Consider the following 24,524-nt stretch of genomic DNA (forward strand, 5'->3'; position numbering starts at 1 on the left):
AAATGTTTTTGAGACGTTGTTGGCTTACCTTGGGGAATAGTCGCTCTCCCTTTGGCTAAATTACTTCGTCTAAGACTTATTTTGTGGTGACTTCCTCTCAACAAGGAGACCGGATTCTTTGTAACTCAACACTATTGTCAGACACTCTTTATCTGGTCAATGGACGCTAGCCACGTCAGTGGTCTAGTTAGTTGTCTTACCAATAAAACCGTAACTGATTAGCTAAGTTTGGTTTTGACCGATCAACTTGCTCAATCATTTAGGAAGAAAGGATTAGGCAACTTCTTGCTTTGTGGTCAATGTGACTGCAAAAGGAAGAATTAACATATTAGGGGGGACATTTTTATGTCAGAACGTAAACTTTTCACGTCTGAGTCAGTATCTGAGGGGCATCCAGATAAGATTGCAGACCAAATTTCAGATGCTATCTTGGATGCTATTTTAGCAGAAGATCCAGAAGCCCATGTGGCCGCAGAAACTTGTGTTTACACAGGTTCCGTCCATGTTTTTGGAGAAATCTCAACAACAGCATACGTTGATATTAACCGTGTGGTCCGTGACACCATTGCAGAAATTGGTTATACAGAAGCAGAATATGGCTTTTCAGCAGAATCAGTAGGAGTACACCCATCACTTGTGGAACAATCTGGCGACATCGCTCAGGGGGTTAATGAAGCTCTTGAAAGCAGAGAAGGTGATACTGATGACCTTAGCCATATTGGAGCGGGTGACCAAGGGCTCATGTTTGGTTTTGCCATCGATGAAACACCAGAATTGATGCCTTTACCTATTTCCTTAGCTCATCAATTGGTGCGTCGTTTAGCCGAATTACGTAAGTCACATGAGATGAGTTATCTACGCCCAGACGCCAAGTCGCAAGTAACCGTTGAATATGACGAAGATGATAAACCAGTCCGTGTGGATACAGTGGTTATCTCAACGCAACATGATCCAGAAGCTACTAATGACCAAATCCGTCAGGACGTGATTGAAAAAGTCATCAAGGCAATTATTCCAGCGCATTATTTAGATGATGAAACAAAGTTCTTCATTAATCCAACAGGTCGTTTTGTTATCGGAGGCCCTCAAGGGGACTCTGGTTTGACCGGACGTAAGATTATTGTGGATACCTATGGAGGCTACTCACGCCATGGTGGCGGTGCCTTTTCAGGTAAAGATGCAACAAAAGTGGATCGTTCTGCATCTTACGCTGCTCGCTATATTGCTAAAAATCTTGTGGCAGCAGGACTTGCAAGCAAGGCAGAAGTGCAATTGGCTTATGCGATTGGGGTTGCTCAGCCTGTATCTGTTCGGGTAGATACATTTGGTACGTCTACGGTTTCTGAAGGTATTTTAGAAGCGGCTATTCGCCAAGTCTTTGATTTGCGTCCAGCAGGCATTATTCAAATGCTTGACTTAAAACGCCCTATCTACAAACAAACCGCTGCTTATGGACATATGGGAAGAACAGATATTGACTTGCCGTGGGAACGTTTAGATAAGGTAGACACCTTAACCGAAGTTGTTAAAACATTGTCTTAATCTTTGGTATGATGAGTGAATAAAGTGGAAGAGCTACTCAGTCTCCTCCGCTTTTTTGATACCCTTAGGTGGCCAACTTCATTTTAGAACTTTCCAAATGAAGCACTTTAATGAAATTATTAAAAATTAAGACGTTAACAATTGTCAGTTGACATGATTTGTGATAAAATGAAAAGGTTGAATTCTAGTATAAGAAAGTTTTGAATGTATGCGTAAAATTGTTATTAATGGCGGAAAAGCCTTGTCTGGGGAAGTGGCAGTCTCAGGAGCAAAGAATAGTGTTGTTGCCCTTATCCCAGCGATTATCTTGGCAGATGATATTGTAACCTTAGACGGCGTTCCTGCTATTAGTGATGTAGATAGTCTGATTGAAATCATGGAATTGATGGGAGCTAAGGTAAACTACCACGGGGACACTCTAGAGATTGATCCTAGAGGGGTACAAGATATTCCGATGCCTTATGGTAAAATCAATAGCCTTCGAGCTTCCTATTATTTCTATGGTAGTCTTTTGGGACGCTTTGGTCAGGCTGTTGTTGGCTTACCTGGTGGTTGTGATTTAGGGCCAAGACCAATTGATTTACATTTGAAAGCTTTTGAGGCAATGGGAGCTACTGTATCTTATGAGGGAGAAAACATGAATTTGTCCACCAATGGTCAAAAGATTCATGGGGCTCATATTTACATGGATACTGTTAGCGTAGGGGCAACTATTAATACCATGATTGCAGCAGCCAAAGCAACAGGAAAAACGGTTATTGAAAACGCCGCACGCGAGCCTGAAATTATTGATGTTGCAACCCTTTTGAATAATATGGGAGCTCATATTCGTGGAGCGGGAACAGATATAATCACTATTGAAGGTGTTGATAGATTACATGGAACCAGACATCAAGTGATTCCAGACCGTATCGAAGCGGGGACCTATATTGCTTTAGCAGCAGCTATTGGAAATGGGGTTAAAGTGACTAATGTCCTTTATGAGCACTTAGAAAGTTTCATTGCTAAATTAGAAGAGATGGGTGTTCGCATGACTGTGGAAGAAGATGCCATCTTTGTTGAAAAGCAAGAAACCCTCAAGGCGGTGACCATCAAAACGTCCCCTTATCCAGGGTTTGCAACTGATTTACAACAACCCTTAACACCTTTATTGCTAAAAGCAGAGGGACGAGGTAGCATTATTGATACCATTTATGAAAAACGCATTAACCATGTGCCTGAATTAGCTCGTATGGGAGCAGGTATCTCTGTTCTTGGTGGCAAAATTGTTTATCAAGGGCCAAATGACTTGACGGGTGCCAACGTTAAGGCGACTGATTTGCGTGCTGGGGCTGCTCTAGTGACAGCAGGTCTGATGGCTGAAGGTAGGACTGAAATCACAAATATTGAGTTTATTTTGCGTGGCTATGCCAATATTATTGCTAAGTTAACAGCTTTAGGAGCAGATATTCAATTAATCGAAGACTAGGGAGAAGCGACAAGCTTCTCTTTTTTTGTGGGCTGAGATGACTTTTGTCTCTGATTCTTATTTTGAACCTCTAGTTGCTCTTTATAAAGAATTAGATCCACAAAAACGTCCAGTGACATTGGTCAACATTTTAATGGCTACACCAGACCGTGATGAGGTAATGGACTTGGTTGATGTCATCTGTTTAAATCGTTACTACGCCTGGTATGTGGATCACGGTGATCTCGTTAGGGGAGAAGCTGGTCTTCGCAAGGAGTTGTTAGAATGGCAGAGCAAGTTCCCAGATAAACCCATCCTCATGACTGAGTATGGGGCAGATACCCTGCCTGGTTTACATTCCATGTGGGATATTCCTTATACAGAAGAATTTCAATGTGGTTTTTACGAGATGACTCACGGTGTGTTTGATGAGATTCCTAACCTTGTTGGGGAACAGGTGTGGAATTTTGCAGATTTTGAAACCAACTTGATGATTTTCCGTGTGCAAGGAAACCATAAAGGACTATTCTCACGAAATCGTCAACCTAAACAGGTTGTGAGAGAGTTCAAAAAACGTTGGACGGCTATTCCTAACTACAATTACAAGAAAAAATAGTGTAAAATAGGAAACAACAGAAACAGGAAGAGGATTACACTATGGCTAGACCATTAGTTGAACAAACAGCTGAGCGCTTATTGCATCTGATTTTAGAACGTGGTTATGAGGTGGGAGCCAAACTCCCTAATGAGTATGAATTGGCTCAAGATTTAGATGTGGGTCGCAGTACCATCCGTGAAGCTGTCAGAAGTTTGGCAACCCGCAATGTGTTAGAAGTAAGACAAGGGTCTGGGACCTATGTCAGTTCTAAAAAAGGTGTGTCAGAGGATCCACTTGGATTTTCTTTGGTTAAGGATACGGCAAAATTGACAGCTGATTTGTTTGAGTTACGCCTTTTATTGGAACCACGCATTGCAGCATTAGCAACCCAGAATGCCACCCCAAAAGAAATTAAAGAGTTGGAAAAAATCGTTGTGGAAATTGAAGAGGCCGTAGCAGCTGGAGATCCTAAACACTTGCAGTTGGATGTGACTTTCCACTCCATGATGGCTAAATTTAGTGGCAATATTGCCATGGATAGTTTATTGCCTGTCATTAACAAGTCAATTCATCTGATAAATGCGAATGACACAAATCACCAGATGAAAGAAGGTTCCTTACAAGCCCACCGAGATATTTTAACCGCAATCAAGGAAAGAAACCCTATTGCAGCGCATGATGCTATGCTTTTACATATTATGACAGTTAAGCGTACAGCTTTTTTACCTTAGGAAAAAGAAGAAAAGAAAAGGAGCTGGGTAAAAAGTCCAACTCCTAATTTTATTTAAGCTAGCATTGCAAGACGCAGTGGTTGATTGGCAGCTTTGTTCTCTTGTCAATCTTCAAAGATAGCCTAATCAACTGTGCGGGGGTGGGAAAACGAACTCTTTGTTGATTGCTATGAGTTCTTTCCCACTCCCCAGATTGAAGATAAAGTCTATTTTTAGAAGGTGTCAACGCAAACGATTGAATGATCATGATGTCAACCAATTCTTGAAACGCTTATGTTATCTTGTTTTAGGAGTTTTTCTTTTTTGTATTGATTAAAACTGGTACAGATAAGGAGGGTTGTTACGAAGGAAATTTATCAAGAGTAAGTGAAAAGGTCAACTTTGTAGTGTGGCACCGTTGAGAAAGCTTCAAACTGTTATAGAATATTCAGAGGATATTTGTTATAATAGAACTAATACAGGTATTTTGAAAGGTAAGACATGGATATTTGGACACAACTGGCAGCATTTGCTTTTTTCGACACGCCAAAAGTGGTCTTGAGACCCTTTCAATATGCGGATCATCAAGCTTTTTATGAGATGGTTACTGATACCAAACACCTTCATTATGTGTTTCCTAACACAAGGACCAAGGTAGAGAGTGATTACCTTTTGGTGCATGGATTTATGAAGGCGCCTTTAGGTGTTTGGGCGATTGAAGATAAGCTGACGCACCAGCTCATTGGTTCTATTCGATTAGAACACTACGATGCCAAAACGGCTAGTGCTGAGATTGGTTATTTTTTGCATCAAACCTATTGGGGACAAGGTATCATGACTGAAGTTTTAAAAACGTTAGCTTTCTTGTCTTTTCAAACCTTTGGCTTAAAACAGTTGCAGCTTATCACTCACTTAGAAAATACTGCTAGTCAACGAGTGGCAGAAAAGGTTGGCTTTCATTTTCAAAAACGTTTTAAAGGCAGTGACCGCAATACCCACAAGATGCGTGATTATAAAGCATACCAACTAACGATAGGTGATAATCATTATGAGTAAACATCAAGACATTTTAGATTATTTGGAAAAATTAGCTATTGGCAAACGAGTGAGTGTGAGAAGTATTTCAAACCATTTAAAGGTTAGCGATGGAACGGCTTATCGAGCTATTAAAGAAGCAGAAAATAGAGGCATTGTCGAAACCAAGCCAAGGAGTGGAACTGTCCGTATTGAGAAAAAGGGCAGAGTACGTATTGACCGTCTCACCTACGCTGAAATTGCTCGCATTAGTGATTCTGAAGTGCTAGCTGGGCATGCTGGCTTGGGGCATGAGTTTAGCAAGTTCTCGATTGGTGCTATGACCCAACAAAATATTCGCCGCTACCTCGTTAAAGGAGGGCTTTTAATTGTTGGTGACCGTGAAAATATCCAGCTGCTAGCTCTGGAAAATCATAATGCCATTTTGGTAACGGGTGGATTTCCAGTCTCTAAACGTGTCATTGAAACGGCAGATAGTCAAGGAATCCCTGTAATGGTGACCAATTACGATACCTTTACAGTTGCGACCATGATTAACCATGCCTTGTCTAATATCCGCATCAAAACAGACCTTAAAACTGTTGAACAGGTCATGATTCCTGTCAAGGACTATGGTTGTCTGTATGAGGATAATGCCATTGAAGAATTCAATACTCTCATCAAAAAGACACGACAGGTAAGGTTTCCAGTACTAGATCACAAGGCAAAGGTAATTGGTGTGGTCAGTATGCGTGATGTGGTGGATCAGTTGCCAACTACCAAGCTTACCAAGGTCATGTCTAAAAATCCAATTACAGCTAAACCAAATACCAGTCTTGCAAATATCAGTCAAAAAATGATTTTTGAAGACCTAAACATGTTACCTGTGGTTGATGAAGAGCATGCTTTGCTGGGGATTATTACCCGCAGACAAGCCATGGAAAACCTTCCTAACAGCCAACCAAGTAACCTATATACATACAGTGAACAGATTTTGTCAAGCCTTGAAGAGACTCTTGATTATTATCAGGTACTGATTGAGCCGACCATGATTGATAGCACTGGTAACATGTCAAATGGGGTTATTTCAGAGTTTCTCAAAGAAATCAGTGTTCGAGTGCTGACGAAAAAGCATCAAAAAAATATCATTATTGAACAAATGATGATATACTTTTTACATGCTGTTCAAATTGATGATCAATTAAAGATATATCCCAAAATTATTACGGAAAATAGACGAAGCAGTACTATTGATATCGAAATTTTTGTCGATGCTCAAGTGATTGCCAAAGCTATTATTACAACGAAAATAAATTAGAGGAGAAACAAAACAATGATAACATTGAAATCTGCCCGCGAAATAGAAGCGATGGATAGAGCAGGAGACTTCTTAGCAGGTATTCATATTGGCTTAAGAGAGATTATTAAGCCTGGTGTGGACATGTGGGAAGTGGAAGCATACGTTCGTCGCCGTTGTAAAGAAGACAACGTTCTTCCTTTGCAAATTGGGGTTGATGGTCACATGATGGACTATCCCTATGCGACCTGTTGCGGCTTAAATGACGAAGTAGCGCATGCCTTTCCCCGACATTACATTCTTAAAGAAGGGGATTTGCTTAAAGTTGACATGGTATTAAGCGAGCCTTTGGATAAATCAATTGTTGATGTAGCAGCTTTAGATTTTGATAATGTGCCTGAGATGAAAAAATGGACAGAGTCTTATACAGGTGGTTTAGCTGATTCGTGCTGGGCTTATGCCGTTGGAACACCATCTGACGAAGTGAAACAATTGATGGACGTGACCAAAGAAGCCATGTACCGTGGCATTGAAAAAGCAGTGATTGGCAATCGTATCGGCGATATTGGCGCAGCTGTTCAAGAATATGCGGAAAGTTTTGGTTATGGTGTCGTGCGTGACCTTGTAGGACACGGTGTTGGACCAACCATGCACGAAGAGCCGATGGTACCAAATTATGGGACAGCGGGTCGTGGTCTTCGGCTAAAAGAAGGAATGGTCTTGACCGTTGAGCCGATGATTAATACAGGAACTTGGGAAATTGACACTGACATCAAAACAGGTTGGGCTCACAAAACCCTAGACGGTGGCTTATCTTGCCAGTATGAACACCAATTTGTGATTACTAAAGATGGTCCAGTTATCTTAACAAGTCAGGGGGAAGAAAGAACTTACTAAAATGGCAGAAAAAAAATTCTTTGATAAGGTGATGTCCAAGTGGCAATATGAACCAATTCAAGCTTTTATGAGGCATTTTCAAAGTGCAGAGATGGATTTGTCTGCCATTGCGGTTGCCTATTACCTTATCTTGACAGCCTTTCCATTGGTTATTATTGCAGCCAATATCTTTCCTTACCTCAATATTGATATTTCAGACCTCTTGCGTTTGATGAAACAAAACCTACCTAAAGATATTTTTAGGCCAGCTTCTTCGATTGTGGTCAATATCTTTTCTAAACCTTCTGGCAGTGTCTTGGGAGTGGCGACTTTGACGGGTTTGTGGACCATGTCACGAAGTTTGACCTCCTTGCAAAAAGCTGTTAATAAGGCGTATGGAGCTTCTCAACATCGAGATTTCTTTATCGGTCATCTGGTTGGTCTATTGACCAGTTTGATTATTTTGTTCTTATTAGCCTTTGCCTTAATTTTTTCAACCTTTTCAAAGGCGGCCATTCAAGTGTTGGACAACCATTACCATTTGAGTGATAATATCACGACAGTTTTCTTACTCTTAATTCAGCCGATTACCGTTTTGATTATTTTTGTCGGCTTGATGCTATTATATTTTTTGCTACCCAATGTTAAGATTAAAAAAATTCGTTACATTTTACCGGGAACCTTATTCACATCATTTGTCATGACTTTTTTGAGTAATATGGTTGGCAACTATGTGGTGCATAACGTTGAACGAATGGTGGATATCAAAACTTTTGGTTCGGTGATGATCTTCATTATCATGTTATGGTTTATCTTCTTAGCCAGAATTTTGATTTTGGGAGCCGTCTTTAACGCTACCTATCAGGAAATTTCCATGGGCAAGCTTGAAGGACGCAGTGGTGATGTGGTCTCCATTCTCAAAAAAACCTTGGGCAATGACGCTGACCAGTCCCAAGCTTCCTCTTTTGATGAAGACGACAGGGATTAAAGAAAGCATGTCAACGATGAATGAAGTAGGAAAGTTCTTTCTTACTTCATTTTTTATCAACAGGCTCTGACTGGCAGAGCATTCAGCGGTTGAAGGAGCCTAAAAGATAAGAAACAGTGAGGCAAAACGATGAAATTACAAACAAATGCAGGCCCCTTGCGAGGAATAATTAAGGTTCCGGGAGACAAGTCTATTAGTCACCGAGCAGTGATTTTAGGGGCCATAGCAGAAGGAGACACAAGAGTGAAAGGTTTGTTAAAGGGGGAAGATGTGCTTTCTACTATACAAACCTTTAGAGATTTAGGTGTTCGTATTGACGAAATAGAGGATCAACTTATCGTACATGGTCAAGGCTTTCAAGGGCTAACGGCTCCCAATCGCATTCTTGATATGGGAAATTCTGGTACCTCCATGCGCCTGATGGCTGGATTATTGGCAGGACAATCTTTTGAAGTGATGATGACGGGTGACGATAGTTTATCAAGGCGGCCAATGGATCGTATTGTTCTTCCCTTAACTCAAATGGGTGCTCAGGTATCAGGAGAAGGTGCTAAGCATTTCCCCCCTCTTAAGTTAAAAGGAAGCCATGATTTACGACCAATAAGCTATTCTCTACCTGTTGCTTCTGCTCAGGTAAAATCAGCTATTTTATTGGCAGCTCTGCAAACACGTGGAACCACACAGGTGATTGAAAAAGAAATAACCCGTAATCATACCGAGGAAATGATTGAGCAATTCGGTGGGCAACTTGCTGTTGAAGGAAAAACGATTAGATTGACTGGTCCTCAGACCTTAGTAGGGCAAGAAGTGACTGTACCAGGAGATATTTCCAGCGCTGCCTTCTGGTTAGTGGCAGGGCTGATTATTCCCAGCTCAGCTATTCTTCTCAAAAATGTCGGGATCAACCCTACAAGGACGGGTGTTTTAGAGGTGATTGAACGAATGGGTGGACAGGTCACTTACGAAAACATTGAGGAAAAGTCCCAAGCTGCTGACCTTTGTGTGACATATTCTCATTTAAAAGGAACCACGATTTCAGGAGAACTTATTCCGCGATTGATTGATGAGTTGCCCGTTATTGCTCTGATGGCCACACAGGCACAAGGTACTACTCACATTAAAGATGCCCAAGAATTACGGGTCAAAGAAACAGATCGTATTCAAGTGGTAACCGATATTCTTAATAGTATGGGTGCTAATATTGAAGCGACAGCTGATGGTATGATGATTCAAGGTCCGACCCCCCTTCATGGAACCCAAACAAGTACCTTTGGAGATCATCGAATTGGCATGATGACAGCTATTGCAGCTTTACTCGTATCACAAGGGGAAGTTATTTTGGAAAGAGAAGAGACTATCATGACGTCTTACCCAAGCTTTTTCACCGATTTGGAAAGGTTATGCCATGGTTAAAGTTTTATTAGGGTTTATGGGAGTAGGCAAAACAACCGTTTCAAAACAATTGGACGGCCAGTGCAAAGATATGGATGCCATCATTGAGACTCAAATTGGCATGTCAATTGCGAGTTTTTTTGATCAGTATGGAGAAGAAACCTTCAGAGAGATTGAAAGCCAGATTTTGAGACAGCTGCTCTTGGAAAAAGAGGATATTGTGATTGTTACAGGTGGCGGTGTTGTGGTTTCGGAAGAAAATCGTCGCTTGTTGGCAGCAAATCGGCAGCATAATATTCTACTGGTTGCTTCCTTTGAAGTCCTCTACCAACGCTTGCAAGAGGATAGCCTATCTCAAAGGCCTCTTTTTCTCAAATACACTAAAGAAGAGTTTCATCAGCTTTACAAGCGTCGTATGGCACTTTATGAAGGTCTAGCAGATTTAGTGATTCATGTTGATTATCGTAGACCTGAAGAAGTCGCAAAACTAATTGCCGCTTTTTAAGTTTGTTTCTTTGGCAAAATAGTTAATGTCACAGAGGTCAGCTGTTTTTTGGAAGGTCTATTAGAACACCAAGGTTCTAATAGTTGTTTATTAAAAAATCAGTAAATAAAACTAGTTAATCTGCTATCATTAAAATTTTGAGAGGACAATCTGACCATTATAGGTTATAATAGAAGTGCTAGTTAAAAAGAATAGATTGTATTGTAATACTAAGAGATGACATGATATGACAAAATACACCAGCGGTGGCCTTAGTCACCATGAAGAATTGCGTTATTTTTATCTCCTAAGGAACCTAACTTACCTTAGTGAGAATGAAAAAAGAGAGTTTGCTTTTTTAAAGTCAAAAATGGAGGCTGGTCGTACCCACTCTAGTTCTTCGAAAAGTCGAAGTGAGGTAAGGCAGCCGACTTCCTATCCAGTAGACGGTTACTACCAAGGGGATTATCCCAAAACTTACCTAGACCAGACTTACACTGAAGAAGGAGCACCCTTAGGTCCTAGTGGCTTGCCCTTATATCCTAGGGAAGAAAACCGCCGCTCAAAAAGACAGGCTAAAGTAGCCACTCGTCAAGCCATGGTTAGCCAAGAACCAGTCTATGGCTATTGTCAAGAATATCCCCAAGACCTGAACCCGAGATATGGTGATTATACTTATCAAGAAGACTATGCTGACCCAACACCACTGCCAAAGACTAAAAAAAGAAGCCGCAAGAAAAAGAGCTACCTGAAGGGGTTTTTTAAACTGATTGGCTTACTGTTACTGGTCATGGTCTTAGGGCTCGGTTTCATGTTTGCCAAAGGCATTTTTGAGGTGTCTACTAACAAAGTCAATTACAAGCCAGCTGTTTCTCAAGCCTTTAACGGCAAAGAGACCAAAGACGGAACCAATATCCTTATTCTAGGTTCTGATCAGAGGGTTACCCAAGGCTCTACCGAAGCTCGGACAGATACCATTATGGTTGTTAATGTCGGCAATAAAGATAAAAAAACCAAAATGGTCTCCTTTATGCGAGATACCTTGGTTAACATTCCAGGATATAGTTATAATGATAGTGATTCCTATGACCTTAAGTTAAACACTTCCTTCAATTTAGGAGAACAAGAAAATCATCACGGGGCAGAATTTGTTCGCCAAACCCTCAAACATAATTTTGACATTGACATCAAGTATTATGTGATGGTTGACTTTGAAACCTTTGCAGAAGCTATTGACACACTTTTCCCTAATGGTGTTACAATTGATGCTAAATTTGCAACAGTAGGTGGTGTAGCCGTTGACTCCGTAGAAGTTCCAGATGATTTACGAATGAAAGATGGGGTTGTTCCCAACCAAACCATCGACGTTGGAGAACAACAGATGGACGGTAGAACCTTGTTGAATTATGCCCGTTTTCGTAAAGATGATGAGGGAGATTTTGGACGAACCGTCCGTCAGCAACAGGTCATGTCAGCTGTTATGTCCCAAATTAAGGACCCAGCTAAACTCTTTACAGGTTCTGCAGCCATTGGTAAAATTTATGCCTTGACTTCGACCAATGTTTCCTTTCCTTTTGTCCTCAAAAACGGGGTTTCTATTTTAGGCAGTGGAAAAAATGGGGTTGAGCACGTTACCATCCCAGAAAATGGCGATTGGGTTGATGAATATGATATGTATGGTGGCCAAGCCCTTCACATTGATTTTGACAAGTATCAAAAAACGTTAGCTAAATTAGGACTGCGCTAAAATATGGTATAATGGAGAGTAACTAAAGTTGCTCTTCTTTTTATGAGCAATGATTAGCCCTAGAAAAGGAAAAAGAATAAGAATGTTGACAAAAAATGATATTATCCAAGTTGAAATTTCAGATTTAAGCCATGAAGGAGTAGGTGTAGCTAAACACGATGGCCTTGTTTTCTTTGTGGACAATGCCTTGCCCGGAGAAGTGATTGACATGCGTGTCTTAAAGATTAATAAAAACAGGGGCTTTGGCAAAGTAGAAGCCTATCATCGCCTGTCATCAGCTAGAAATAGAGATGTCAATTTAGCTTATTTACGAACAGGCATTGCAGACCTTGGACATCTGGCTTACGAAGATCAACTGGTTTTCAAGCAGAAACAAGTTCAAGATAGTCTCTATAAAATTGCTGGCATCAGCGACGTGGCGATTGAAAGCACGCTTGGTATGGCAGAACCTCTAGCTTACCGAAATAAGGCTCAAGTCCCTGTCAGACGTGTTAATGGTCAGTTAGAAACAGGATTTTTCCGCAAACATTCCCATGAGTTAGTACCCATTTCAGATTACTATATTCAGAATAAAGACATTGATTGTCTTATTAATTTCGTTCGAGATCTCTTGCGTCGCTTTGATGTTAAACCGTATAATGAAATAGAACAAACAGGTCTCTTAAGAAATATTGTTGTCCGCCGAGGCCATTACTCTGGAGAAATGATGCTAGTATTAGTGACCACACGGCCAAAAGTATTCCGTGTTGACCAAGTTATTGAAAAAATTGTTGAAGCCTTCCCAGAAGTGGTGTCTATTATCCAAAACATTAATGATAAGAATACCAATGCTATCTTTGGTAAAGAGTTCCGCACCCTCTATGGTAGAGATACCATTACCGATACCATGTTAGGGAATCGCTATGAAATTTCAGCCCAATCTTTCTATCAAGTTAATACAGTTATGGCAGAAAAGCTTTATCAAACAGCCATTGATTTCTCAGAACTATCTAAAGATGATGTGGTTATAGACGCCTACTCAGGTATAGGAACCATCGGCCTATCGTTTGCTAAAACAGTTAAAGCAGTTTACGGTGTTGAAGTGATTGAAGCAGCTGTCCAAGATGCCCAAAAAAATGCAGCTCTGAATGGCATCACCAATGCCCATTTTGTTGCAGATACCGCAGAAAATGCCATGGCAACATGGGCTAAAGATGGCATCAAACCAGACCTTATTCTTGTAGATCCGCCACGAAAAGGCCTAACAGAAAGCTTTATCCAAGCCAGTGTGGCTATGGCACCCAATAAAATTACCTATGTGTCTTGTAACCCAGCCACCATGGCGCGTGACATCAAACGTTATGAAGAACTAGGCTACCAGCTCAAAAAGGTTCAACCAGTAGATCTGTTTCCACAAACACATCACGTGGAGACGGTAGCACTTTTGTCCAAACTCGATGTCGATAAGCATATAGATGTTGAAATAAAGCTGGATGAGCTTGATTTGACAAGTGCAGAGAGTAAAGCAACATACGCTCAAATCAAGGAGTATGCATTAGAAAAATTTGGACTAAAAGTTTCTACACTCTATATTGCTCAAATTAAAAAGAAATGTGGGATTGAAATGAGAGAACATTATAATAAATCTAAAAAAGATAATCAGGCTATCCCACAGTGTACGCCTGAAAAAGAAGAAGCTATCATGGATGCTTTAAGACATTTTAAAATGATTTAGTATAAATGGATGGTATTTATGAGATGGATATTAAAAATTATCTTATTTCCAATTAGCTTGGTATTAAGTATCCTCACTGCATTTTTGACATTCCTGCTCGGCATAGGAACAACTATTCTTTACCTTTTGATGTTGATGTGTATAGTTGCTACGATAGGCTCATTTATACAAAAAGATGTATCACTTGGTATAGAAACTTTGGTATTAAGTTTTTTATTAAGCCCATATGGAATACCGATGGTTGGAGCAGTAGTTATAGCTTTTTTAGAAAGTATAAATGGGAAAATAAGGTCAATATAAATGATCACCAAGATAATATATATTAAGAGGAGTGTTGACAGTGGGTGATAAAAGCAATAAAAAATTTTGGGATAAATTTGCCAAGCTATATGCTCCTTTTATGAGAAAAGATAAAGGAGTTTATGATAAAGTTTGTGGATATATTTGTCCTTATTTGAATAAAGACATGAATGTACTTGAACTTGCTTGTGGCTCAGGGCAATTGTCATTTAATCTTTCGAAACAAGTCAAAAGTTGGATTGGAACAGATTTTTCTGAACGAATGATTCTGGAAGCAAGAAAGCATGGAGAATACGAAAACCTTACATTTGAAATAGCTGATGCAACAACATTATCATTTGCAGATGGAGAATTTGATTGTGTGGTAATCGCTAATGCACTTCATATTATGCCTAATCCGGATATGGCAATGAAGGAAATATATAGAGTGTTAAAATCTAATGGTGTTTTGTTTGCCCCTACTTTTCTGTGGAAAGAGGGAAAGCAAAGTAAAATTATAAAAAGCTTGATGTCTATTTTAGGATTTAAGATGTATAAAGAATGGGATAAAAAGGAATTTGAAGATTTTATTGAAGAATATGGATTTTCAGTAATTGAAATGAAATTAGTACATGGAGGGCTTGCACCGGTTGGTGTGATGATTGCTAAAAGAGTAGCATAAAAAACTTTGCATGAAAAAATTTCATAAAAATGGTTACCAAAGGCGATAGAGAAAAACTATCGTCTTTTTATTTGAAAAAAGAAAGGAGTGTTTGATGGTATGTATTTATTTGATGAACAACCTATTGTTGCGAATAAAACTCTTGCTAGAGAAATAGGATTAAACGAAGCACTCATACTACAGCAGATTAATTATTGGATAGAAATAAATAAAAAATCAGGAAAGAATTATCATGATGGTAAATACTGGACATATAATTCAATTAGAGCATGGCAAGAAAATGATTTTGACTATATGAGCTTTGATACAGTAAAAAGGACTTTTTCAAAGTTAGAAAAAGCAGGTTATCTTTTAGTTGGAAATTACAATAAGGATCCAAGAGATAAAACAAAATGGTATACAATTAATAATGATAAACTTGAAGAATTATATATGGATATGGATTTAAAAAAACAAAAAATACAAACAGAAGCATTAAAAAATTCTATGCCCAATGCATTAGGGCAAAATGCATCAATGGATAAGGGCAAAATCAGCCAATGCAATAATGCAGATTGCACTAATGCACAGGTTCAAAATGCACTAATGCAAAAGGATAATTTGCACCAACCATTACCAGAGAATACAACAAATAATACTACAAATAATTCAGCATATATTTCCATCCATCCTTCCATCAAAGAAAAGAATCAATTAGTTTCAGAGAATATGAAGGGAGGGAGGATAGATATAAGCTATAAAAATATATATCAAAATTGTTTAGAAGAATTGCGACACCAAACAGGATATTATGAACATATGAGTATTGGGAATAAGCGTGTGGCTGAAGAGTTTGATGAAATATTAAAGATACTGGCAGATGTAATGGTATTAGATGATGAATCTTTCATTACTATCAACCAAACAAAGATATCTGTCCAAGTAGTAAAGGAAAGATTTAGGAAACTTAATTCAGGACATTTAGAGTACTTAGTAGGAATATTAAGATAAAATGAATATAAGATTAGAAATATAAGAGCTTTTGTACTGACCGCCGCTTATAATGCACCAAGTGGAATAGATGCCTATTATTCGGCTCTTGTAAGCTATGATATGAGAGGAGGATATTGATGTGATCAATGAAGAAATAGCAAGAAAGACCTTAAATATGGAGATAAATGCTGGTAAAGTTACTGGAAAAGTTCTATTAAACTTATTAAAAAAATTGATGAAAGAAGCAGAGAAATTAGGAGGACTTGAAAAACTGATCAATGCCAACGGAAATGAAGTAAAGCTAAAAGATATGGTTAAAAAGGGACAGCTTGAAGAAATACCAGTGGAAGAATCTGAGCTTAAAGAACTTAAAAAAGAGTTGAATAGATACGGTGTTAAATTTTCAGTGATGAAAAATAAAGAGACAGGTAAAAACTCTGTATTCTTTCAAGCCAAAGATATGAAAGTGATGGATAAAGCTTTTAAGCACGCTCTTTCAAAATCAGAAAAGAAAGCAGAAAGGAAAGAATCTATTCACAAGAATATTGAGAAGTTCAAAGAGATGGCTAAAAACTCTATTTCAAAAGAGAAAATCAAAAATAAACAAAAGGAGCAAAGCCTATGATAGATAAGATACTAAAAGACATCAAAGTCTTATTTAAGGTGCAAGATAAGGCAAAGTTTCTAAAGCAGAACATTCCCTATCTTGCATTTTTCTATGTTGGCAATATCTTTTCTCATCATGTAAGAGCATATACTGGTGGCGATGTAATAGACAAAATCTTTCAAGGTATATTGGAACTTAACACCATGAGCTTTCTTCCAAGTCTTCATCCAACTGATATTCTAATAGGCGTAGGAGTAGCTGCTTTAATCAAATTCATTGTCTATACAAAAGGGAAAAATGCAAAGAAATTTCGTCATAATGAAGAATATGGATCGGCGAGATGGGGAACAGCGAAAGATATTGAGCCTTATGTAGATGAGAAGTTTCAAAACAATATCCTGCTTACGCAAACAGAACGATTAACCATGAACGGCAGACCTGCTAATCCTAAATATGCAAGAAATAAAAATGTGCTTGTCATAGGAGGATCTGGAAGTGGTAAGACAAGGTTTTATGTCAAGCCGAACCTAATGCAAATGCACAGTAGCTATTGCGTTACGGACCCGAAAGGAACGATAGTCCTTGAGTGTGGTAAGATGCTTGAAGATAATGGATATGAGATAAAAATTCTAAATACCATAAACTTCAAAAAGTCTATGAAGTATAATCCATTTGCTTATCTTAGAAGTGAAAAAGACATACTCAAATTGGTGCAAACAATCATTGCAAATACTAAAGGAGAGGGAGAAAAAGCGGGTGAGGATTTTTGGATCAAAGCTGAAAAACTCTACTATACAGCTCTGATTGGATATATCTTCTATGAAGCTCCAAGGGAAGAAAAGAACTTTGCAACACTCCTTGATATGATAGATGCTTCAGAAGTTAGAGAAGATGATGAAACCTATATGAATCCAATAGATAGACTCTTTGAAGCCTTAGAAAAAAGAGAGCCTACGCACTTTGCGGTGAAGCAATATAAAAAATATAAACTTGCTGCCGGCAAAACGGCAAAATCGATTCTTATTAGTTGTGGTGCAAGGCTTGCTCCATTTGATATTCAAGAACTGAGAGACTTGATGAGCGAAGATGAGCTTGAGCTTGATACTCTCGGAGATAGAAAGACAGCACTCTTTGTCATTATCTCCGATACCGATGATACCTTTAACTTTGTAGTATCTATTATGTATTCACAACTGTTTAACATTTTGTGTGATAAAGCGGATGATGTGTATGGCGGAAGATTACCTGTTCATGTAAGATTCTTACTTGACGAATTTGCAAATATTGGTTTAATTCCAAAATTCGAGAAGTTAATTGCAACGATCCGTTCAAGAGAGATTTCAGCAAGTATTATCTTACAAGCACAATCTCAGTTAAAGGCAATCTATAAAGACAACGCCGATACGATTGTAGGTAACTGTGATAGTACCCTGTTTCTTGGTGGGAGGGAAAAGACTACATTAAAAGAACTTTCTGAAACACTTGGAAAAGAAACAATAGACCTTTACAACACATCGGAAACAAGAAACAATCAAAAGAGCTTTGGACTTAATTATCAAAAGACCGGTAAGGAACTGATGAGCCAAGATGAGATAACGGTTATGGACGGTGGAAAATGTATCTTTCAGCTTAGAGGCGTCAGACCATTTCTTTCAGATAAATACGATATTACAAAGCATAAGAATTACAAGCTGCTTGAGGACTATGACAAGAAGAATTTATTTGACATAGAAAGCTACATGAAGCGAAAAGGAAAAGCAAAATTGACACCAAATACAAGGATATTTAGGGTATAATATATGTATATGTAAAGTAAGGAAGAGAGGAGGAAAGATATTGGTAGATTATTTATTTAATTCATCTGGAGAATGGATTTGCTTTAAAGTTAATAAATTTATTTGGGATACGAATGGAAATATAATTGGCTGGCTTCCATGGGGAGATAATGATGTTGTTACTATGGAAGGCGATTATTTAGGAACTATTGTAGATAAAGATAGAATTTATTATTTTTCAAATCATCCATATAGAGGCTATCCAGGTTATCCGGGTTACCCGGGTTATCCAGGCTATCCAGGCTACCCAGGGTTTGCTGGTTATAAGCCTTTGCCACCGGGTGCAAAAGATATCGTTATAAAAAAATAATATTATTAAGTTATTAAAAACTGAGAAAGCAGTAAGTCTAAGGAACATAGATTTACTGCTTTTTTATTACTTAAAATCAGGAGGCAAGATGATAAGGATAAGAAGTCCTACTTAAAGGAAAATCAAATAGTAAGAGTATAAGCGATTGGCAAAGTATGAAGTCCGGTCGCTTTTTTTATTTAAAAGAAAAGGAGAAATTTTAATGAAGCAAGAAATGATTAATATTGATGCCAACTTGTTGGCAGAACCGACTTTCTCAAAATTTGAAAAAGAGGGAGAAAAAGTGGAAGTTGCAAACTTCACGCTTGTAAAAAAGTACGGAAAAGGCAAGGAGTACATTAACTGTGCAGCTTATGGAGAAAAGGCAGAAATAGCAAAAGCCTTTGAAAAAGGCGATTTAATCCATATCTTTGGCTACTTTAAGAAGCGTGAAAAAGAGGGAAAGACTTACAAGAACTTTGTTGTGAAGTCATATAACAAGATTGAAAAGAAAGAAAAAAACGAGGAGGAATAAATCATGGAATTTTTTGGACAAGCAGTCAATGTATTAAAGATTTTAGTAATGGCAGTAGGTGCAGGACTTGGAGCGTGGGGTGTTATCAATCTTATGGAAGGATATGGTAATGACAATCCCGGAGCAAAGTCTCAGGGGATTAAGCAGCTAATGGCGGGTGGAGGTATTGTTCTAATTGGATTAAAGCTGATTCCACTACTTGCTAATGTATTAAAGTAGGGAGATAGCCTATGTTTGGGATATTCGACAAAATAGAAGAATTTTTTAAAGAACTTCTACTGGGCGGTATCCAAGCAAATCTAGAGTCTATGTTTCTTGATATTAACGATAAAGTTGGTGTGGTTGCAACAGATGTAGGTAAAACGCCTATGGGGTGGAATGGAGATGTATTTGCCTTTATCAAAAGCATTAACGATTCCGTCATTATTCCCATAGCAGGGCTAATCATCACAGCAGTCCTTTGTATTGAGCTTATCAACATGGTAATGCAAAAGAACAATATGCACGATACGGATACCTTTGAATTTTTCAAGTACATCATAAAGATGTGGATTGCCGTATGGTTAGTATCTCATGCCTTTGAGTTTTCAATGGCGGTCTTTGATGTGGCACAACATATGGTAAATAAGGCGGCAGGGGTGATAAACACCTCTGCCACCGTTTCCGGAGATCAGATAGTGGCAATGATGGATACCTTAAAAGAAAAGGAACTTGGAGAACTTGTCATGATTCTCTTTGAAACCTCTCTCATCAAGGTTGCTATACAGGTAATCTCTGTTGTAATCATGCTTGTGGTTTACGGAAGAATGTTTGAGATTTATGTTTACTCATCGGTTTCAGCCATTCCCTTTGCCACAATGGGAAACAAAGAGTGGGGTCAGATTGGAACAAATTATATCAAAGGCTTATTTGCCATAGGACTACAAGGACTCTTTTTAATGGTTTGTCTTGGAATATATGCAGTATTAGTTAAGACAATACAGATAACAGATATACACACAAGTACCTTTACGATACTTGGATATGCGGTTTTGCTGGGGTTAATGATGTTAAAGAGCGGAACACTGGCCAAAAGCGTATTAAATGCACACTAAAAGAAAGGAAAGATATGATGAACAAAAGAAAAACAGTATTTACAGCAGTAGTAGTTGGAATAGGTATTATGGCGGTGATGGATAGAATCAGGATTCACAGCAAGGTAAATGCTTTGGAAGAAAGAACAAAAGACATTGGTAGCTGCCATAATGATTTTTGCTTAATTCAGAAAAGATATAACAGAAGTACAGATGAACAGATTGCAAGTATTCAGGAAGAAATCGGCTCCGTATATGAGCATATAGAAGAACTTTCAAAGGAAAAAGAAGATGGGAGGTAAGTTATGGCATATGTACCTATACCTAAAGACTTAAAGAAGGTAAAAACAAAGGTGGCATTTAACCTGACGAAAAGACAGCTTATCGGTTTTACGATTGCAGGACTTATTGGAATACCAATCTATTTATTTATGCGAAAGGTAGTTCCAAATGATATAGCAGTCATATTTCTCATTGTGTCCACTCTTCCTATATTTTTCATCACTCTTTTTGAAAAGGACGGACTTAACTTTGAGAAATATTTTAAGTATATTTACCTTCATAAATTTTATCAGCCACAGAAAAGAGTGAGAAAGGAGGTTTACCTTGAAAGACAAAAGAAAGATTCAGCAGCTAAAGCTCATGCAAAACAAAAAGAAGTTAAGAATTCAAAGACAGGACTTAAAGCAAAATAAGGGAAAATCTAAAAAAGATAAAGGCGGGCTACTTGACCTTATCTTTAGGAAAGAACCAAAAAGATATACTGTTGAAGATACCATTCCCTACCTTAGACTCTTAAAAAGTGGGATATGTCAGATTGATGAAAATCATTTTAATAAGAGTATCGCCTTTGAGGATATAAACTATCAGCTTGCATTAGAAGAAGATAGGGATTTGATTTTTAATCAGTTTGCAAACTTTCTTAACTCCTTTGATCCAAGTATCAGCATAGAGTTTTCGTATATCAATCAGCTTGGCAGAAATGAAGAAATGAAATCGGCAATTCAAATACCGGACAAAGGAGATGGCTTTGACGATATACGCCTTGAGTTTCGAGAGATGCTAAAAAGTCAGATTGTCAAGGGAAATAACGGACTGAAAAAATCAAAATATGTAACTTTTACAGTAGAAGCGGATAATTTAGAACAGGCAACATCAAAACTGGAAAGAATGGAGATAGATATATTATCAAGCCTTAAAAGTATGGGAGTAAGAGCAGAAAGCCTTAACGGAGAGGAAAGGCTAAAGATACTTCATGATGTTTTAAATCCGAATAAGACCTTTGAATTTTCATATAAGGACTTAAAGAAAAAGGAAAGTACAAAGACATATATTGCTCCAGATGAATTTAACTTTACACCGTCAAGGTATTTTAAGTTTGGAAAGTTTATCGGAGCAGCAAGTCATTTTCAAATTCTTGCAAGTGAGCTTTCAGACCGTATGCTTGCCGAGTTTTTGGATATAGATGATAACATCAATATCTCTTTTCATATAAAGGCAATTGAGCAATCAGAAGCCATCAAGATGGTAAAAAGAAAAAATACCGATATTGATAAGATGAAGATTGAGGAAAACAAAAAGGCTGTAAGGTCAGGCTATGATATGGACATTCTCCCATCAGACCTTATTACCTACGGAGAAGATGTCAAAAGCCTCTTAAAAGACTTACAAACAAGAGATGAAAGGATGTTTGTTGTAAGTATTGTCTTTATGAACTTTGCAAGGACAATTCAAAAGCTCGATAACACCATCTCCCAGATAAGCTCTATTGCCAATAAGCATAACTGTAAATTGAAAAGACTTGACCATACGCAGGAACAGGGCTTAGTGAGTGTGTTGCCTCTTGGGATAAATAAGATTGAAATAGATAGAGGACTGACAAGTTCATCAACAGCGGTCTTTATGCCCTTTACAACAGAGGAGCTTTTTATCAACTCATCAAACAGTTTGTATTACGGTCTAAATGCCCTGAGTCATAACCTGATTATGGCTGACAGAAAGAAGTTAAAGAACCCAAACGGTCTTATCTTAGGAACGCCCGGAAGTGGTAAATCCTTTAGTGCTAAAAGGGAGATGGCAAATGCTATTTTAGTAACGGATGATGATGTGATTATCTGTGATCCGGAAGGAGAGGTGCGACAAGAAGTCGTGTTATAAATTGCTGGTTTAGCTACTCTATCCATTTGGAGTAATCCTACCACAGCCTGCTTGACTGGTAACGGTCATGTTGGGAAGCCTGTGGAACAATATGGAAAGTCTGATAGCCTAAATCAGATGGACTGTTAGGATAAGAATACTATGGTGAACAGATAGTGAATCATTGCAAGAGTCGTTACAGGGACTAAGTGAAATAAGGCTGAAACACTTACACCAAAAGGTACGGAGGAGGTCATTGGGGCTTTCATAACCTAATGACAAATGGACACATTCTTCCCGGCTCAAAGATGGCACCTAAGGTATTCACAATTATTTATCATACGGAACTTGGTAAGCCCTATGTATTCCTTCTAATTTGTTAGAAGGTATTGAACTCGCAAGAGGGATAGATGATACAGAGGGTAGAGGAAAGGATAAAAAGCGAAGGCTCCAGCTGTAATGGCAGGAGATAGGGGTTCAAACTTTGCCCTGACCTGAAAGGGTGCAGACTTATCCTATGGTATTTCATGACAAGAAATGGAGGTAAACCTATGAATGATAAGCATTCAACGACAGCACAAGCTGAGAAGCTATCACACAAGCAACTGCTCGCTAATCAATGGAAAAGTATTGATTGGAAGCGGGCAGAACAAGAAGTGAATAGGCTACAAATCAGGATTGTCAAGGCTACTCAAGCCAAAAATACAAACACAGTGAAAAGACTTCAGTATTTACTAACACATTCTTTTTACGCCAAGGCACTTGCCGTTCGTCGAGTGACGACTAACAAAGGTAAGAAAACGGCGGGTGTAGATGGTGAACTTTGGACGACACCTGCTCAAAAGATGGAAGCTCTCTTATCTCTAACGGACAAAGGCTATAAAGCCAGTCCACTGAGACGGGTTTACATCGACAAAAAGGGTAAGAAGAAAAAGCGTCCATTAGGGATTCCTACCATGTACGATAGAGCCATGCAGGCACTTTATGCCTTAGCGCTCGAACCTATCGCAGAAACAACTGCAGATACTAAATCGTTCGGTTTCCGAAAAGGGAGAAGCTGCCAAGATGCTTGTGAGTATATCTTTACAGCGCTATCACGAAAAGCTTCTCCTGAATGGATTTTAGAAGGCGATATCAAAGGTTGTTTTGATAACATTAGCCATGATTGGCTCTTGGAGAATATTCCGATGGACAAATCCATCTTGAAGCAATTTCTTAAATCAGGTTTTGTATTCAAGGGCGAGTTATTCCCAACGGAAGATGGCACACCACAAGGTGGTATCATCTCACCTATTCTTGCCAATATGGCACTCGATGGGTTACAACAAGTCTTATCGGATAGATTCCATACCAATCGTTTAGGAAAAATCGACCTTCGATTCAAGAACAGCCATAAGGTCAATCTTGTCCGTTATGCGGATGATTTTATCGTCACAGCTGCGACACAAGAAATTGCTTTGGAAGCTAAAGAAGTGATTAAGGAATTTCTGCTTGGGCGAGGCTTAGAGCTATCAGAAGAAAAGACACTGGTGACTCATATCAACGATGGTTTCGACCTGCTTGGTTGGAACTTTCGGAAGTACAAAGGTAAATTAATTGTCAAACCTTCTAAGAATTCTATTCAAACCGTCATTGGTAAATTCTCAGAAACCATCCTCAAGCGAGGAAAAGCATGGGAACAAGAAGTCTTAATCATGAAACTAAATCAACAGATACGAGGATGGACCAACTACCACCAATCCGTTTGTGCTAGTGAAGCCTTCTCCTATCTGGATTACCATTTATATGAATTATTGTGGCGGTGGGCAAAACGTCGCCATCCGAAGAAAGGTCAATGGTGGATTTCGACCAAGTATTGGCATAGAAGAGGCAGTCGCAGTTGGGTATTTGCTTCAGGCGATAAAGAACTCATTCGAGTTGACCACACTGCTATTGTCAGACATACAAAGGTTAGAGAACACGCCAATCCTTACTTGGATACAGAATACTTTGCTCAACGAGCCTTTAATCATGGTATGAAACGATTGACAGGTCGGTTTAAACTTGTTTGGAAGCAACAAGACGGACGCTGTCATCACTGTGGACTCCCGATGGAGATTGGAGAAGATAGAGAAATATTCTTCAAAATTCCAAAATCCAAGGGAGGTGTGGAAGACGTTGACAATATGGCTTATGTGCATCGTTATTGTCAGCGACTATTTATTGAGAGCCGCTCGAAAGAGTGATGAAATGCTTGAGCCGTATGAGGGGAAACTCTCACGTACGGTTTTTAGAGAGGAAGGTGGTAGTAATACCACTGACCTACTC

General features: G+C 38.7%; 22 protein-coding genes and 3 pseudogenes. All 25 read left to right on the plus strand.

Features of this window, described 5'->3' with window-relative positions; genetic code table 11:
• Positions 1 to 345: 345 nt before the first annotated feature.
• The 25 genes and pseudogenes from metK (at position 346) to ltrA (ending at position 24,442) form a co-directional block, all read left to right on the plus strand.
• A complete protein-coding gene (metK, locus tag EL097_RS06755) occupies positions 346 to 1,542 on the plus strand; it encodes a methionine adenosyltransferase (protein ID WP_003044083.1) in 1,197 nt (398 codons plus the stop codon).
• Between the two features lie 208 nt (positions 1,543 to 1,750).
• The gene (locus tag EL097_RS06760; RefSeq protein ID WP_003044080.1) at positions 1,751 to 3,010 is read left to right on the plus strand and encodes a UDP-N-acetylglucosamine 1-carboxyvinyltransferase; all 1,260 of its coding nucleotides are present in this window, start codon (positions 1,751 to 1,753) and stop codon (positions 3,008 to 3,010) included.
• A gap of 55 nt (positions 3,011 to 3,065) precedes the next feature.
• Positions 3,066 to 3,605 (plus strand): annotated as a pseudogene (locus EL097_RS06765) (glycoside hydrolase family 2 TIM barrel-domain containing protein); the annotation flags it as partial.
• Positions 3,606 to 3,646: 41 nt separating this feature from the next.
• Positions 3,647 to 4,318 (plus strand): FadR/GntR family transcriptional regulator, encoded by a 672-nt coding sequence (locus EL097_RS06770; protein WP_003044075.1) that lies wholly within the window; start codon positions 3,647 to 3,649, stop codon positions 4,316 to 4,318.
• 480 nt (positions 4,319 to 4,798) lie between these two features.
• Positions 4,799 to 5,353: a GNAT family N-acetyltransferase gene (locus tag EL097_RS06775; protein ID WP_003044072.1), complete on the plus strand. Its 555-nt coding sequence runs from the start codon at positions 4,799 to 4,801 to the stop codon at positions 5,351 to 5,353.
• On the plus strand, positions 5,346 to 6,629 hold the full coding sequence (spxR, locus tag EL097_RS06780; RefSeq protein ID WP_099983190.1) for a CBS-HotDog domain-containing transcription factor SpxR: 1,284 nt from the start codon (positions 5,346 to 5,348) through the stop codon (positions 6,627 to 6,629). The genes EL097_RS06775 and spxR overlap by 8 nt, the downstream gene beginning before the upstream one ends.
• 15 nt (positions 6,630 to 6,644) lie before the next feature.
• The gene (locus tag EL097_RS06785; protein ID WP_003044066.1) at positions 6,645 to 7,505 is read left to right on the plus strand and encodes a methionyl aminopeptidase; all 861 of its coding nucleotides are present in this window, start codon (positions 6,645 to 6,647) and stop codon (positions 7,503 to 7,505) included.
• A gap of 1 nt (position 7,506) precedes the next feature.
• Complete coding sequence (locus EL097_RS06790) at positions 7,507 to 8,472, plus strand: YihY/virulence factor BrkB family protein (protein WP_003044061.1); 966 nt, start codon at positions 7,507 to 7,509, stop codon at positions 8,470 to 8,472.
• A gap of 129 nt (positions 8,473 to 8,601) precedes the next feature.
• The gene (gene aroA, locus EL097_RS06795) at positions 8,602 to 9,885 is read left to right on the plus strand and encodes a 3-phosphoshikimate 1-carboxyvinyltransferase (RefSeq protein WP_003044058.1); all 1,284 of its coding nucleotides are present in this window, start codon (positions 8,602 to 8,604) and stop codon (positions 9,883 to 9,885) included.
• Positions 9,878 to 10,369, plus strand: coding sequence for a shikimate kinase (locus tag EL097_RS06800; protein ID WP_003044055.1), 492 nt, complete (start codon positions 9,878 to 9,880; stop codon positions 10,367 to 10,369). The genes aroA and EL097_RS06800 overlap by 8 nt, the downstream gene beginning before the upstream one ends.
• A gap of 226 nt (positions 10,370 to 10,595) precedes the next feature.
• Positions 10,596 to 12,095 (plus strand): LCP family protein, encoded by a 1,500-nt coding sequence (locus tag EL097_RS06805; RefSeq protein ID WP_003044051.1) that lies wholly within the window; start codon positions 10,596 to 10,598, stop codon positions 12,093 to 12,095.
• 82 nt (positions 12,096 to 12,177) lie between these two features.
• Positions 12,178 to 13,809 (plus strand): 23S rRNA (uracil(1939)-C(5))-methyltransferase RlmD, encoded by a 1,632-nt coding sequence (gene rlmD / locus EL097_RS06810; RefSeq protein WP_129544994.1) that lies wholly within the window; start codon positions 12,178 to 12,180, stop codon positions 13,807 to 13,809.
• Between the two features lie 18 nt (positions 13,810 to 13,827).
• Positions 13,828 to 14,109, plus strand: coding sequence for a CD1845 family protein (locus EL097_RS06815; RefSeq protein ID WP_129544995.1), 282 nt, complete (start codon positions 13,828 to 13,830; stop codon positions 14,107 to 14,109).
• Between the two features lie 40 nt (positions 14,110 to 14,149).
• Positions 14,150 to 14,770, plus strand: a complete 621-nt coding sequence (locus EL097_RS06820) for a class I SAM-dependent methyltransferase (RefSeq protein ID WP_129544996.1) — start codon at positions 14,150 to 14,152, stop codon at positions 14,768 to 14,770.
• A 99-nt stretch (positions 14,771 to 14,869) separates the two neighbouring features.
• Positions 14,870 to 15,880 (plus strand): annotated as a pseudogene (locus EL097_RS06825) (DUF6017 domain-containing protein).
• Position 15,881: 1 nt separating this feature from the next.
• The gene (locus EL097_RS06830; RefSeq protein ID WP_129544997.1) at positions 15,882 to 16,367 is read left to right on the plus strand and encodes a PcfB family protein; all 486 of its coding nucleotides are present in this window, start codon (positions 15,882 to 15,884) and stop codon (positions 16,365 to 16,367) included.
• Complete coding sequence (locus EL097_RS06835; protein ID WP_129544998.1) at positions 16,364 to 18,145, plus strand: VirD4-like conjugal transfer protein, CD1115 family; 1,782 nt, start codon at positions 16,364 to 16,366, stop codon at positions 18,143 to 18,145. The genes EL097_RS06830 and EL097_RS06835 overlap by 4 nt, the downstream gene beginning before the upstream one ends.
• Before the next feature lie 40 nt (positions 18,146 to 18,185).
• Positions 18,186 to 18,494 carry a 4-fold beta flower protein gene (locus EL097_RS06840; protein WP_129544999.1) on the plus strand — a complete coding sequence of 103 codons (309 nt, stop codon included), beginning with the start codon at positions 18,186 to 18,188 and terminating at the stop codon, positions 18,492 to 18,494.
• Between the two features lie 202 nt (positions 18,495 to 18,696).
• Positions 18,697 to 19,008 carry a single-stranded DNA-binding protein gene (locus EL097_RS06850; RefSeq protein WP_129545038.1) on the plus strand — a complete coding sequence of 104 codons (312 nt, stop codon included), beginning with the start codon at positions 18,697 to 18,699 and terminating at the stop codon, positions 19,006 to 19,008.
• Between the two features lie 3 nt (positions 19,009 to 19,011).
• Entirely contained in the window at positions 19,012 to 19,227 is a 216-nt protein-coding gene (locus EL097_RS06855; protein ID WP_129545000.1) for a Maff2 family mobile element protein, read from the plus strand.
• 11 nt (positions 19,228 to 19,238) lie between these two features.
• Positions 19,239 to 20,102: a VirB6/TrbL-like conjugal transfer protein, CD1112 family gene (locus EL097_RS06860; RefSeq protein WP_129545001.1), complete on the plus strand. Its 864-nt coding sequence runs from the start codon at positions 19,239 to 19,241 to the stop codon at positions 20,100 to 20,102.
• A gap of 17 nt (positions 20,103 to 20,119) precedes the next feature.
• Positions 20,120 to 20,383, plus strand: a complete 264-nt coding sequence (locus tag EL097_RS06865) for a conjugal transfer protein (protein ID WP_129545039.1) — start codon at positions 20,120 to 20,122, stop codon at positions 20,381 to 20,383.
• Positions 20,384 to 20,386: 3 nt separating this feature from the next.
• A complete protein-coding gene (locus EL097_RS06870) occupies positions 20,387 to 20,776 on the plus strand; it encodes a PrgI family protein (protein ID WP_129545002.1) in 390 nt (129 codons plus the stop codon).
• Positions 20,688 to 22,214: pseudogene (locus EL097_RS06875) on the plus strand (VirB4-like conjugal transfer ATPase, CD1110 family); the annotation flags it as partial. The gene EL097_RS06870 and the pseudogene EL097_RS06875, both read left to right, overlap by 89 nt.
• Before the next feature lie 554 nt (positions 22,215 to 22,768).
• Entirely contained in the window at positions 22,769 to 24,442 is a 1,674-nt protein-coding gene (gene ltrA, locus EL097_RS06880; protein ID WP_003044036.1) for a group II intron reverse transcriptase/maturase, read from the plus strand.
• Positions 24,443 to 24,524 lie beyond the last annotated feature (82 nt).

It is taken from the genome of Streptococcus canis, assembly GCF_900636575.1.
Lineage (GTDB): Bacteria > Bacillota > Bacilli > Lactobacillales > Streptococcaceae > Streptococcus > Streptococcus canis.

Bases quoted from the DNA above. Each gene is read 5' to 3' on its own strand.
- EL097_RS06835 (WP_129544998.1), top strand. From the start codon at position 16,364: ATGATAGATAAGATACTAAAAGACATCAAAGTCTTATTTAAGGTGCAA.
- EL097_RS06805 (WP_003044051.1), top strand. From the start codon at position 10,596: ATGACAAAATACACCAGCGGTGGCCTTAGTCACCATGAAGAATTGCGT.
- rlmD (WP_129544994.1), top strand. From the start codon at position 12,178: ATGTTGACAAAAAATGATATTATCCAAGTTGAAATTTCAGATTTAAGC.
- EL097_RS06865 (WP_129545039.1), top strand. From the start codon at position 20,120: ATGAACAAAAGAAAAACAGTATTTACAGCAGTAGTAGTTGGAATAGGT.
- spxR (WP_099983190.1), top strand. From the start codon at position 5,346: ATGAGTAAACATCAAGACATTTTAGATTATTTGGAAAAATTAGCTATT.
- ltrA (WP_003044036.1), top strand. From the start codon at position 22,769: ATGAATGATAAGCATTCAACGACAGCACAAGCTGAGAAGCTATCACAC.
- EL097_RS06790 (WP_003044061.1), top strand. From the start codon at position 7,507: ATGGCAGAAAAAAAATTCTTTGATAAGGTGATGTCCAAGTGGCAATAT.
- EL097_RS06775 (WP_003044072.1), top strand. From the start codon at position 4,799: ATGGATATTTGGACACAACTGGCAGCATTTGCTTTTTTCGACACGCCA.
- metK (WP_003044083.1), top strand. From the start codon at position 346: ATGTCAGAACGTAAACTTTTCACGTCTGAGTCAGTATCTGAGGGGCAT.
- EL097_RS06850 (WP_129545038.1), top strand. From the start codon at position 18,697: ATGAAGCAAGAAATGATTAATATTGATGCCAACTTGTTGGCAGAACCG.
- EL097_RS06870 (WP_129545002.1), top strand. From the start codon at position 20,387: ATGGCATATGTACCTATACCTAAAGACTTAAAGAAGGTAAAAACAAAG.
- EL097_RS06815 (WP_129544995.1), top strand. From the start codon at position 13,828: ATGAGATGGATATTAAAAATTATCTTATTTCCAATTAGCTTGGTATTA.
- EL097_RS06855 (WP_129545000.1), top strand. From the start codon at position 19,012: ATGGAATTTTTTGGACAAGCAGTCAATGTATTAAAGATTTTAGTAATG.
- EL097_RS06770 (WP_003044075.1), top strand. From the start codon at position 3,647: ATGGCTAGACCATTAGTTGAACAAACAGCTGAGCGCTTATTGCATCTG.
- EL097_RS06760 (WP_003044080.1), top strand. From the start codon at position 1,751: ATGCGTAAAATTGTTATTAATGGCGGAAAAGCCTTGTCTGGGGAAGTG.
- EL097_RS06800 (WP_003044055.1), top strand. From the start codon at position 9,878: ATGGTTAAAGTTTTATTAGGGTTTATGGGAGTAGGCAAAACAACCGTT.
- aroA (WP_003044058.1), top strand. From the start codon at position 8,602: ATGAAATTACAAACAAATGCAGGCCCCTTGCGAGGAATAATTAAGGTT.
- EL097_RS06860 (WP_129545001.1), top strand. From the start codon at position 19,239: ATGTTTGGGATATTCGACAAAATAGAAGAATTTTTTAAAGAACTTCTA.
- EL097_RS06785 (WP_003044066.1), top strand. From the start codon at position 6,645: ATGATAACATTGAAATCTGCCCGCGAAATAGAAGCGATGGATAGAGCA.